This window comes from Pseudaeromonas paramecii (assembly GCF_039540575.1).
Taxonomy (GTDB): domain Bacteria; phylum Pseudomonadota; class Gammaproteobacteria; order Enterobacterales; family Aeromonadaceae; genus Pseudaeromonas; species Pseudaeromonas paramecii.
Genome location: NZ_BAABFC010000004.1, coordinates 41259 through 53171, shown reverse-complemented (window position 1 = coordinate 53171; position 11913 = coordinate 41259). Strand labels below are relative to the sequence as shown.

Genomic DNA, 11913 nt, shown 5'->3' with positions numbered 1-11913 from the left:
TACGGTCCTAATCGCCCTTACTCCCAATTTTCATGCGTTTTTTCCAGGCAATGTTGGCATTGATTACTTTTGCAGTTACTTTTTCATTAAAATGCGTTACCCACTGAAAAAGATACAATGGAATAAATAGCGCAAATGGGACTAGTTGTTGTTTTATCCCTGCGTCGTCTTGTCTTGGATATAGTAAAAATATAACAAATGAAAATACCATGTAGATCATTGTTATTGTCTCTAAGCTCCAGTATCGGGCTATAATCCAGTTAACTTTTACTTCATGTTGCCTATTGTTTTTGACTGTCTTCAGCATCAGGATTTTAAGTCTCATAGACAACCTATATGCATAGGTCGGGATTTTTGTGGAGACGTTTAGGACGGCTCTAGGTATCCAATTGAAAAGGAGTTTTGTAAGAAGAGTTCCTACAAGAACGAAAAATACTCCAGTAAACCACCAAGATGGATCATTCAGGTTTTTCAAGATTTGTTCCATGAGATTCCTGCTCGTTTAATTTTATTAACTCTACATATCTGCGATTAGCGATAGCGTAATCGCACGGATAAATAGGCCGGTTTCCATATTCTATCAGCGTCCTATCCTATCTGGCTTTGTGCCATCTGGCACCCAGGTTCTTCACGTTTTGCCTTCAAGATCAGGCCGGATAAACCCATCGGCCAGCAGGCGGAACTGCTTAGGCTAACGGGATCAGGCTCCCCTCTGTCTGGCCGAGGAGGTCGCGGTGGGCGGGGCGGCGAGGCAGGGAGCCGAGCCAGTCATCATGATGCCGGGGCCAAACCGGAGAGGGACGGGATTGAGTATCCCGGCCCGGTTTGGCGCGAGGGCAGGGAAGGCCCGAGCGGAGTGCGTAGCCAGGGACGGCGCAGCGGGTGTTGATGACGAGCCCCAAGCCCGGTGCCTCCGCAAAGTGGCAGGCAGGAATGGCTCGATGCCGGTCAAGGCGCAACGGACAACTACAAAATTGAAATCACAGCCCAAGCCCAACGATGACGACAAGGTCGTAACGGCCCAGCGTAAACCACCCCCATCCACCCGGTCGGCGGCGATACGCCCCCTCACAACCCCTGGTCGGCCAGCACCCTCAGCATGCGGTCGGCCTGTTCTATGGCCTGGATCAGGCTGGGTTTGGGGGTTTCGAACCACTCCTCGGGGCGCAGTTCGCGGCGTTGGCGGATATGGTCGATGGCGGCCTGCAGGCTGGGGTAGTGCTCTGGTTGCTGGTGGTGCAGGTAGAGGGCGGCGAGGGCCACGGAGCGGCTGCGGCCGGCGCGGCAGTGCAGCAGCACATGGCCGCGCTCCCGGCAGGGGTAGCTGGGTTTGTCCGGCAGCTGCTGGCAGAAGGCACCCTGCAGCAGGTAGTAGCCGGCCAGCAGCATGGCGGCGGGATTGCCCGGGCCGTCCACCAGCCCCAGCTTATAGCTGCGAATGGCGCCGTGGCCGCCGGCCAGCCGCTCGGCCTCGGGCAGCAGGTAGGGCGCCTGCACATAGTTGATGTCCAGGTTCACCGCGCAGTTGACCACGGCCTGTATCCCCAGTTCCCGCAGCAGGGCCAGATCCCGGGCGGCCTCGTCGCCCCCCAGGTAGAGGTGTTCGCCCTGGGGGCCTATGGCCTCGGCGATGAGGTGAGCGGGGGCGCGGACAAAGTGGGGGGCCGTCATGCAGGGCTCCTTGGGGCAGAGGGTGAGGGGAGGCCGGCCTGGTGGGCCAGGGCGGCGGCGAAGGGGGGCACGGCGGCCAGCACAGGGCCGCCGGCGGCCCAGTCGGCCTGCTCCACCGGATCCCGGGTCAGGCCGCCGGCCTCGCGGACCAGCAACAGGCCCGCCAGGCAGTCCCAGGGGTGCATGTGCAGCTCCAGATAGCCATCGGTGCGGCCGGCGGCCACATAGGCCAGGGCCAGGGCGCCGCTGGCGCCGCGCCGCACGTTGGCCCCCAGCCCCAGCAGGCCGCCGAGGGTGCTGAGGTAGTGCTGGTTGGGCACCCGGGTGTTCCAGCCCAGCTCCAGGTTGGCCTGGGCAAACTCCCGGGTGCCGGCCACCCGCAGGGGCTGATCATTGAGCCAGGCCCCCTGGCCCTGGGCGGCGTGGAACAGCTCGTCGTGCAGGGGATCGTAGATCAGGCCCAGCCGGGTTTGCCCGCCGCTGACGAAGGCCAGCACGCAGCAAAAGTGGGGTATGCCCCGGGCGAAGTTGGCGGTGCCGTCGATGGGATCCAGCACCCAGGTGGCGTCGCCCGGGTGGCCGCCCTGCTCCTCGCCCAACAGGCTGTCGGCGGGAAAGGCGGCCTGCAGGCGCTGGCGCAGCAACCGCTCCACCGCCAGATCGGTCTGGGTCAAGAAGTCCTGGGGGCCCTTGAAGGCGATGTCGTCGGCCTGGGGGCTGAGGAAGGCGCGGCGTGCCAGGGCGCCGGCCTCGCGGATCAGGCGCTGGGCCGTCTGGTAGCGGGCCGCCAGGGCCGGGGAGAGGGTCTGTGACATGGGGTCTCGTGTGCCGAAAAAAGTGAGGCGCGGGGGCGAGCCCGCGCCGGGACTAGGTGCCTGGTGCCGGGTTAGCGGCGGAAGTTGAGCTGCCACAGATCGGCCCAGCGCTGCCGGCTGTCGAAGTCCGCCAGGGCCGAGTCGGCCTGGTACTGCAGCAGCTGGGGCAGCAGGGGATGGATGCCGGAGGCCTCCTGCGGGTGCGGCGGCACGCTGGCGTTGCCGGAGATCTTGCCGTCCACCGTCTGATTGCGGATGCCCTCTTCGGTCATCAGGTAGTGCAGCAGCAGCCGGGCCGTGTTGGGGCTCTTGGTCTTGGTGGCAATCAGGCCGTAGGCCGGGGTGCTGATGCCGACGAAGGGGCGGATGCCGGCGCAGATCCCCAGGTGCAGCTTGCCGCTGGCCACATCCCGGTACTTGGCGGTGGAGATGAGCCCCATGAAGGGGGCCGCCTGGCCGGGGGCGCCCACCGCCTCGCTGGCCGCGCCGTCCGAGTCGGTGGGCAGGGGGGCGTTCTTGGCCAGGGCGGTGACCCAGGCCTGGGTCGCGGAACCCTGGCTGGCATCGAAGGGTTTGCCGTAGTAGGCCTGATAGGCGGCGGCCATCTCGCCATCGTGGTGCTGTTCGAGCTGATTGAACCAGTCCAGGTAGGCGGCCTTGGTGAGGGGATCCTGCAGGGTGACCCGGCGCTGCCAGGTCGGCTCGGTGAGGGCCCAGACGTTGTCGATGGGGCAGTGGGCATAGACCTGGGTGTTGTAGGTCCAGACGGTGGGATCGCCGTACACCAGCAGGGGATTCTGGGCCTGGGGCGGGATCTGGCCGGCCAGATCCGGCGGCAGCCAGCTGGTCACCACCCCCAGGGGGATCAGCTGGGCCACGGCGGCGGTGGGGTCGCCGGTGAGCACCACATCCCCCTGGATGTTGCCGGCGCGGTACTCCCGCAGCAGCTTCTCCATCTGGGCGGCGCCATTGATCTTGAGGCCGGCGGCCTGGACGCCGTAGCGCTGGCTGAACTGCTGGGCCGTCTCCACTATCTTGCCGGAGGGGGCATAGACGGTGATGGGGCCCTCCTGACGGGCGGCCTGGATCAGGGCGTCCAGATCGAAGGGGTCGGCGGCCAGGGCCGGGCCGGTGGCCAGGCTGAGGGCCAGCAGGTGGCGGGGGCGGATCTTCATGATCAGGCAATCTCCATGACAGGCTGAGAACAGGGTGTGCGTGGGGTCGGCGCGGCCGGCCGGGGGGCGGCCAGGCGGCGTCCTTGTGAGTCGAACAGGTGCAGATCCTCGGCGCGGACTCGTAGCCAGAGGCTGGCGCCTTCCGCCCAGCTGGGCGGCGTCTGGGTACACAGGTGCAGCCGGTCGCCGGCCACCGTCAGCTCCAGGATCCAGCTGCCGCCGGTGGGCAGCAGGCTGGTGAGGTGGGCCGAGAGCAGCAGGGCGGGATCCGCCAGATCCGGTTCCCCGCCCAGCACCTGGATGCGCTCGGGGCGGATGCCCACGGCCTCGATGCCCGGTTGCCAGCGGCCACAGGTGCCCAGGTAGCGGGTCAGCTGGCTGGCCAGGGGGCTGGGCAGGCTCAGCTCCACCAGGTTGATGGGCGGGGTGCCGACAAACTCCGCCACGAAGCGGTTGGCCGGGGTCTCGTAAATCTCGTGGGGGGTGCCCAGCTGCTGCAGTTGACCGTCCTTCATCACGGCGATGCGGGTGGCCAGGGCCATGGCCTCCCACTGATCGTGGGTGACGAACAGCATGGTGGTGCCCAGCTGGCGATGGATGCGCTTGAGTTCGGTGCGCATCTCCAGCCGCAGGCGGGCATCCAGGTTGGAGAGGGGCTCGTCCAGCAGCAAGATCTCCGGCTGCACCGCCAGCATGCGGGCCAGGGCCACCCGCTGCTGCTGGCCGCCGGAGAGCTGGGCCGGGTAGCGGTGGCGGTAGGCCTCGATGCCCAGGGTCTGCAGCACCTGATCCAGGGTGGCGCGGCGGCGCGGGGCGTCCTGCTTGCGCAGCTTGAGGCCGAACTCGATGTTCTGAGCCACCGTCAGGTGGGGCCAGAGGGCGTAGCTCTGGAACACCAGCCCCAGGTTGCGCTGCTCCGCCGGCACGAAGCAGCCCCGGGCCCGGGAGTCCACCAGGCGATCCCCCAGGCGGATCTCGCCCTCGGAGAGGGACTCCAAACCGGCGATGAGCCGCAGTGTGGTGCTCTTGCCGCAGCCGGAGGGGCCCAGCAGGCACATGAATTCGCCCTCCTCGATCAGGAGATCCAGATCCGCCACCGCCGGGGCGGCGCCGGGGTCGTAACGCTTGCTGACGTGGTGCAGTGCTATGTCGGGCATCAGTGGCCGAGTCCTTCTGCCAGGTTGGTGTGGGTGAGGCGCTGGGTGAGCAGGGTGCCGACGAGGGCCATCAGGCAGACCAGCAGCACCACCGCATTGGCGGCCTGGGGATAGTTGTAATCCAGCAGGCGCAGGGCGTAGGTGGTGAGCACATCGGTAGAGGGCACCGCCAGTATGACGAACAGGCTGAGGCCGTTGATGCCGGAGATGAAGGGCAGCAGCATGCCGCTGACCAGGGCCCCCTTCTGGATGGGGATCACCACCCGGATCAGGCGCTGCCACCAGCCGGCGCCGGCCATCTGGGCCGCCTCTTCCGGATCCTTGCCCAGCTGCAGCATGGCCGACAGGCCGGCGCGGGAGGCGTAGGGCATCTCGTCGGCGATGAGGGCCAGGATCAGCAGGGTGACGGTACCGTAGAGGGCGGGCAAGGGGCCCCGGGGCTCGGCAAACAGCGACAGATAGGCGGCGGCGAAGGCCACCCCCGGCACCAGATAGGGGAAGAAGGTGAGCTGGCGCAGCAGCAGGCCCAGGGGCCGCCAGGGGCTGCGCACCACCACATAGCCGGTGAGCAGGCCCAGCAGGCCGGCGGCGATGGCCGCCGTGCCGACGATCCATAGGGTGTTCCAGGCGGCGCGCCACAGGTTGGGGCTCAGCAGCACGCCGTGGCGCTCGGCCACGAAGGGCAGATCCCGCCCCAGCCAGAAGTCCAGGGTGAAGTTGGCGAGGCTGAAATCCCCCGGCACCCGCATCAGGGTGGAGAGCAGCAGCACCAGCAGGGGCAGCAGCACAGAGACGACAAACAGCAGGCCGGCTAGCCCCAGGGCGGGCCAGCGCCAGCGCCCCAAGGGGTGGCGGCGGTGCAGGCTGCCCTTGCCGCCCACCGTGATGAACTTGCGCGCCTCCCGCAGCAGCAGGGCGTCCAGCCCCAGGGAGAGCAGCCCCAGCAGCATGATGGCGCCGGCCAGCACGGCGGCGCTGCCGGTCTGGCGCAGGGCTATGCTGCGAAACAGCGAGGTGGACAGCACGTTGTAGTTCACCGGCAACCCCAGCACGTAGGAGACGCCGAACTCCCCCAGCACCTTGGCGAAGATCAGCAGGCAGGCGGAGAGCAGGGCCGGCAGCAGCAGGGGCAGCAGGATGCGCAGGGCTATGGTGAGGCCGCCGGCCCCCAGGATGCGGGCCGAGTCTTCCAGCTGGGCGTCCAGGCGGCGCAGGGCATTGCCCAGCAGCAGTATCACGAAGGGGATGTAGTTGAGGGCCAGGATCAGGGTAATGGGCAGCTCGCCATAGGCCAGCCAGTCCGGCGGCTGCACGCCCAGGGTCTCCAGCCAGCCGGGCTGACCGCCGATGCTGCGGTTGCGGAACAGGGCCAGCCAGGCCATGGCGAAGGTCCAGGCCGGCAGCATGTACGGCACTATCAGGGCGGTGGCCAGCCAGCGGCGGGCCGGCAGATCGCTGCGGGTCAGCAGCCAGGCCAGCAGGCCCCCCACCAGCAGGCAGAGCAGGACCACCCAGAGGGCGATGCGCAGGGTGTGGCCCAGGGGCGTCCAGAACTGGCTCTGGGCCACGGCGGAGAAGAGGGTGCGTTCCAGGTAGTGCCAGGTCCAGGCGCCGGTATCGGCCCCCAGACGGCGCTCGTCGCCAAACTGCACCTGCACCCCGTCCAGCAGCAGGCTCACCACAGGCACGGCGATGAAGTAGCCAAACAGCAGCAGCAGCCCCAGGCCCAGCAGGCTGGTGGGATTTTGCCGCAGCTGCTGCCCCTGATAGCGCAGCCGGTGCCAGTGTTGGCGCAGCGGATAGCCGACACGCCGCCAAAGTGGCAGGGCCGGGGACAGACTGGTCACAGTAGACTCCCGAATTGGTTGCACAGCTGTGCAATGGTTCGGATCCTAGGGGGGCAATGTGACAGGGGCATCACCAGCCTATGACAAGCCGGTGACAGCAAGATGACGGCGGGGCCAGCCTCCCTGGCGTGCATCTTGCTTGGATGTGCTGCAAGCGGCGCTCGGATCCGGGGATTTGGCAAGTAAATGGGATCTGAGGCCGATAAAGGCGCCAACATTGTTTGCTAGGTTGGCAGGATCCACTGTCATTCATCTAGGACCTTCCCATGCGTTACCCCGCCCCCCACAGTCAGGCCATGCTGGACGAGCTGGCCCGTTACGTCATCGCCGAACCCAAGCCCTTCGTGGTGGATCTGGCGGCCAGCCGCGGCATCTGGCTGGCCACCGTGGATGGCCAGCGCATCATGGACTGGTGCGGCCTGTACGGCGCCCGGCTGCTGGGCTACAACCACCCGGGCCTGTCTGAGCCCGACTACCAGGCCCGCCTGCTGCTGGCCGCCAACAACAAGATGGCCAACCCCGACTTTCTCACCCCGGAGTGCCTGGCCTACTACCGGCTGCTGCACCGTCTGGCCCCCCGCTGCCTGGCGGACAAGCCGGTGGAGGTGTACGTGGTGAACTCAGGTGCCGAGGCGGTGGAGAACATGATGAAGTACTTCATCAACCTGCATCAGCAGAAGCTGCACGGCCAGGGCAAGGCGGTGGGGGCGCGGCGCTTCGTCTACTTCGATCAGGCCTTCCACGGTCGTACCGTGTTCGCCCTCAACGTCACCCAGCTGAGCAACGATCCCCTGGCCACCCGGGACTATCACGGCCTGACGCCGGGCAACCTGCAGCTGCCGTTCCCCGCCTGGGACGACCGCTTAAGTGATGCGGACAACGAGGCGGCCATCGACGACTGCCTGGCGCGGCTCCAAGGCTATCTGCGGGAGTATGGCGACGAGATCGCCGGCCTCATCCTCGAGCCCTTGCAGGGGGCGGGGGGCCACCGGCTGGCGGCACCGCGCTTCTACCGGGCCCTGTCCGAGTTGTGTCATGAGCACGGGATCAGCTGGGGGCTGGACGAGGTGCAGACCGCCGGCGGCCAGTGCGGGGCGGTGTTTTGCATCGATCTGTTCGACATCCCGTACCCGCCCCAGGCGGTGTCCACCGCCAAGAAGTTCGGCAACGGCATCCTCTACATGCAGCAGTCCATGCAGGACGTGGGGGTGCTTGACTCAACCTGGGGCGGCACCCTGGCCGACATGGTGCGCTTTGTGCAGGAGTGGCACATCGTCGAGCGCGAGAGCCTGTTGGCGGCGGTGCCGGACAAGGCGGCGCGCCTGGTGGCCGGCCTCAAGGAGCTGGTGGCCCGCCATCCGGAGCGCCTCGGCAACGTGCGGGGCCTGGGGCTGTATCAGGGCTTCAGCCTGGTGCACCCCGAGGACAAGGGCCGGCTCATCGAACGGGCCCTGGAGCAGGAGGATCTCTTGCTGCTGGGAGCCGGCCAGTCCAGCATCCGCTTCCGTCCGCCGCTGGATGTGTCGCTGGCGGAGATAGATCAGATGCTGGCCAAGCTCGACCGGCTGCTGGGGCAGCTGTAAGACGGCCAAATAAAAAACGCACCCGGTCGGGTGCGTTTTTTGTTGGTGGCGGGCTTAGCCGATCAACAGCCGGTTCAGGCCATAGCCGCCCACCATCAGCAGCACAAACAGGCCGGCGGCCAGCAGCAGGGGCTTGACCCCGGCGGCCTTGAGGGTCTGCCAGCGGGTGTGCAGTCCCAGGGCGGCCATGGCCATGGCCAGGGTCAGTTGGCTGGCGATACCCAGCCCCTGGTGCAACATGCCGGGCATGGTCACCCAGGTGTTGACGCCGGCGGCCAGGATGAAGCCCAGCACGAACCAGGGGATGGTGATGCGGGTGGTGCCGGTCTGTTCACCGCTATGGCGGCGGCTCAGGTAGGCGCTCAGCAGCATGATGAAGGGGGCCAGCATCATCACCCGGATCAGCTTGACGATCACGGCGTTCTGCAGCGCCTCACCCCCCACCGACTGGCCCGCCGCCACCGCCTGGGCCACCTCGTGGATGGTGCTGCCGATGTAGATGCCGTACTGTCCCTGGCTCAGGTGCAGGGCGTGGTAGAGGTAGGGATGGCTGAACATGGCCAGGGTACCGAACAGCACCACGGTCGCCACCGCCACCGTGATGTCCCGCTGCTTGGGCTTGATCACCGACTCCGCCGCCATGATGGCCGCCGCGCCGCAGATGGCGCTGCCCACCGAGGTGAGCATGGCCAGATCCGGCTCCAGCTTGAGCAGGCGGATCCCCACCCAGGTCCCCACCAGAAAGACGCTGGCTACCACGATGGCGTCCACCACCAGGGCCTGCCAGCCCACCGCCACCAGCTGGTGGAAGTTGAGGCCGAAGCCGAAGAGGATGATGCCCAGACGCAGCAGCTTCTGCTGGCTGAAGCGGCTGAAGGCCTCCTCGCCGGCGGAGGGGGTGCGGCGTAGCAGGTGGCCGGCGGCGATCCCCAGGACGATGGCCAGGGGCAGGGCGCTTAGGCCCAGCTGGGCGACGGCGGGCACCTGGGCCAGCCCCAGGGCGGTGAGGGCGATGAGGGGGAGCAGCAGATAGAGGTTCATAAGCAAGACTCCATAGGGAAACTGTGGGCATTGTCCCGGCGGCAAGAACTTAAGTAAAATGGATGCTTCTTAAGTCGATCATTAGGTAAATCGAATGATAAACCTGACCCTGCGCCAACTGCGGCTGTTCGAGGCCATCGCCCGCCTGGGCACCCTGACCCGGGCGGCCAACGAGCAGGCCATCAGCCAGTCGGCGGCCAGCCAGGCCATCAAGGAGCTGGAAAGCGGCCTGGGCTATGGCCTGTTTCACCGGGTGGGGCGGGAGCTGGTGCTGTCGGAGGCGGCCCAGGCGGTGCTGCCCCGGGTGCAGCAGCTGCTGGCCCTGGCGGATGGCCTGGGGGACCCCAGCGGTGCGGCCATGGGCGGCCCCTTGCGGCTGGCGGCCAGCGTCACCATCGCCAGCTACCTGCTGCCCTGGCTGCTGGCCCGCTTTCTGGAACAGCATCCTGCGGTGGAACCGGCGGTGCGCATCAGCAACACCGCCGGGGTGATCCGCGAGCTGGAGCAGGGCTGGGCCCTCCTTGGGCTCATCGAGGGGCCGGCCCGGCACAGTCAGCTGCAGCTGACCCCCTGGCGCACCGACCGGCTGGCGGTGTTCTGCCGGCCGGATCACCCCCTGGCCGGCCAGGCGGCGATCGGTCTGGCGGAGCTGGCCCAGGCTCGCTGGGTGGTGCGGGAGGAGGGCTCCGGCACCCGGCGGGTGCTGGACGAGGCGGCGGCAAAGCTGGGGCTGCCGTTGACGGTGGCCCTGGCCCTCAACCGTCAGGAGGCCATCAAGCAGTCGGTGAAGGCGGGGCTGGGGATCGGCTGCCTGTCGGAGCTGTCGGTGGCCCAGGAGGTAGCGCGGGGTGAGCTGTGCCTGCTGGCGACCCCCTTGCCCCTGACCCGCACCTTCAGCCTGGTGAGCTGGCCGGACGAACGCCAGCCGCCCCTGGTGCGGGCGCTGCTGAGCTTCTTGCAGGCCGAGGGTTAGGCCGGGCTCAGCGGCCCAATGCCCAGACGGCGGCCAGATTGCGGGCGGTGCGCCTGAGGTTTTCTTCGGCGCAGAGCAGCGCCTCGGCCAGCTCCATGGGTCTGTCCACTATGGCAAACAGTGCGGCTATGCCCTCGGCATAGAGGGCCTGGTGGCCCGGTCCCAGGCAGCCCGCCAGGGCGATGACCGGCACCCCTTTGGCCTGGGCCAGGCGCGCCACGCCCAGGGGCACCTTGCCGTACAGGGTCTGGCCGTCCAGTCGCCCTTCGCCGGTGATCACCAGATCCGCCCCCGCCAGCACCGAGTCCATCTCCAGGGCCTGCAGCACCAGCTCGATGCCGGGTGTCAGCTGCGCGCCCAGCAGGCCCGCCAGGGCCGCCCCCATGCCGCCGGCGGCACCGGCACCGGGCAGCTGCGCCACCTCCCGGCCCAGTTGGGATTTGATGCAGGCGGCGTAGTGGGCCAGGTTGGCATCCAGCTGGGCCACCATCTCCGGCGTGGCGCCCTTCTGCGGGCCGAACACCTGGGAGGCCCCTTGCGGGCCGCACAAGGGGTTATCCACGTCGCAGGCCACCTGCAGATCCAGCGTAGCCAGCCTAGGATCCAGCCCGCTCAGGTCGATGCTGGCCAGGTCGGCCAAGGCGCCGCCGCCAGGCCCCAGGCTGGCCCCCTCGTCGTCCAGCAGTCGGCCCCCCAGGGCCTGGATCAGGCCGGCGCCGCCGTCGTTGGTGGCGCTGCCGCCGATGCCCAGGATGAGCCGGCTCACCCCCAGATCCAGAGCGAGTCGGATCAGCTCACCTGTGCCGTAGCTGGTGGTGAGCAAGGGATTGCGCCGGGCCAGCGGCACCAGGGGCAGGCCGGAGGCGGCCGCCATCTCCATGACGGCGCAGCGCCCGCCGCCCAGCAGGCCGAAGACGGCGGTCACCGGCTCCCCCAGGGGCCCCGTCACCACCGCCTCCCTGAGCTCGCCGCCGCTGGCCGCCACCAGAGCCTCCACAGTGCCTTCGCCGCCGTCGGCCAGGGGCCGCAGCAGGTACTGGGCCTGGGGCAACACCTGGGCAAAGCCTGCGGCTATGGCCCGGGCCACCGCCGGCGCCGCCAGGCTCTCCTTAAAGGCATCGGGGGCTATCACTATCTTCATGGCGACTCCGGTTGGGCTGAGATAAGGCGCAGGCCCAGTGTAGCCCGGTCAGATCCCTTGCAGGGTGATGGGACGCGGGCTTTAATGCTTGTTCTCAAATGAAAATGCTGGAGGCGGTCGGTGTCTTGGTGCGCGGGTTTGTTTTTGTTGGTCGCCCTGCTGCATGGCGTCTGTACCTGGCAGTTCTTGCTCATCTGGCGCCGGCAGGTGGCCGGCCACTGGCGGGCGTGGGGCTCGCCGGGTTTTTGGGCCCTTTACCTGATGCAGCTGAGCCGGTTCTGGCCGCTGGTGGTTGGCCGGGCCTGTGAGGCCTGCGATTGCGAGGCGCTGCTGCGTCAGCGGAACCGGCTGCGTGTTTGTCTGCTGTTGATGGCCCTGCTGATCCTGCCGTTGGTGCTGCAGGCCAAGGGACCGCCCATCGACCTGACACCGCCGTCCATCCGCGTTCGTCTGCCGCCGATACGGTTTTAACGAGTGGCGCGGCTGAATCCATCTATCTCACGTGGGACT

General features: G+C 67.4%; 11 protein-coding genes. 3 read left to right on the top strand and 8 right to left on the bottom strand.

Annotated features, from left to right (window positions below):
- Positions 1-7: 7 nt before the first annotated feature.
- The 6 genes from ABD847_RS04000 to ABD847_RS03975 all read right to left on the bottom strand — a co-directional run bounded on the left by ABD847_RS04000 (position 8) and on the right by ABD847_RS03975 (position 6665).
- Positions 8-487: a hypothetical protein gene (locus ABD847_RS04000; protein WP_345010277.1), complete on the bottom strand. Its 480-nt coding sequence runs from the start codon at positions 485-487 to the stop codon at positions 8-10.
- A 581-nt stretch (positions 488-1068) separates the two neighbouring features.
- Positions 1069-1671 (bottom strand): dual specificity protein phosphatase family protein, encoded by a 603-nt coding sequence (locus ABD847_RS03995; protein ID WP_345010275.1) that lies wholly within the window; start codon positions 1669-1671, stop codon positions 1069-1071.
- A complete protein-coding gene (locus ABD847_RS03990; protein WP_345010273.1) occupies positions 1668-2486 on the bottom strand; it encodes an inositol monophosphatase family protein in 819 nt (272 codons plus the stop codon). The genes ABD847_RS03995 and ABD847_RS03990 overlap by 4 nt, the downstream gene beginning before the upstream one ends.
- A 71-nt stretch (positions 2487-2557) precedes the next feature.
- Positions 2558-3661 carry an ABC transporter substrate-binding protein gene (locus ABD847_RS03985; protein ID WP_345010272.1) on the bottom strand — a complete coding sequence of 368 codons (1104 nt, stop codon included), beginning with the start codon at positions 3659-3661 and terminating at the stop codon, positions 2558-2560.
- 2 nt (positions 3662-3663) lie between these two features.
- A complete protein-coding gene (locus ABD847_RS03980; RefSeq protein ID WP_345010271.1) occupies positions 3664-4818 on the bottom strand; it encodes an ABC transporter ATP-binding protein in 1155 nt (384 codons plus the stop codon).
- The gene (locus ABD847_RS03975; protein WP_345010269.1) at positions 4818-6665 is read right to left on the bottom strand and encodes an ABC transporter permease; all 1848 of its coding nucleotides are present in this window, start codon (positions 6663-6665) and stop codon (positions 4818-4820) included. The genes ABD847_RS03980 and ABD847_RS03975 overlap by 1 nt, the downstream gene beginning before the upstream one ends.
- Positions 6666-6931: 266 nt before the next feature.
- Here ABD847_RS03975 and ABD847_RS03970 point away from each other — a divergent pair, with 266 nt between their 5' ends.
- Entirely contained in the window at positions 6932-8248 is a 1317-nt protein-coding gene (locus tag ABD847_RS03970; RefSeq protein ID WP_345010267.1) for an aminotransferase class III-fold pyridoxal phosphate-dependent enzyme, read from the top strand.
- 54 nt (positions 8249-8302) lie between these two features.
- Here ABD847_RS03970 and ABD847_RS03965 read toward each other — a convergent pair whose 3' ends face one another.
- Entirely contained in the window at positions 8303-9289 is a 987-nt protein-coding gene (locus tag ABD847_RS03965; RefSeq protein ID WP_345010265.1) for a YeiH family protein, read from the bottom strand.
- A 94-nt stretch (positions 9290-9383) separates the two neighbouring features.
- On the opposite strand from ABD847_RS03965, the gene ABD847_RS03960 reads away from it, so the two are divergent.
- The gene (locus ABD847_RS03960; RefSeq protein WP_345010263.1) at positions 9384-10262 is read left to right on the top strand and encodes a LysR family transcriptional regulator; all 879 of its coding nucleotides are present in this window, start codon (positions 9384-9386) and stop codon (positions 10260-10262) included.
- Between the two features lie 7 nt (positions 10263-10269).
- Here the strand turns inward: ABD847_RS03960 and ABD847_RS03955 are convergent, their stop codons facing one another.
- Positions 10270-11403 (bottom strand): glycerate kinase, encoded by a 1134-nt coding sequence (locus ABD847_RS03955; RefSeq protein WP_345010261.1) that lies wholly within the window; start codon positions 11401-11403, stop codon positions 10270-10272.
- Between the two features lie 138 nt (positions 11404-11541).
- Between ABD847_RS03955 and ABD847_RS03950 the strand changes: the two genes are divergently transcribed.
- Positions 11542-11874 (top strand): hypothetical protein, encoded by a 333-nt coding sequence (locus ABD847_RS03950; protein ID WP_345010259.1) that lies wholly within the window; start codon positions 11542-11544, stop codon positions 11872-11874.
- Positions 11875-11913 lie beyond the last annotated feature (39 nt).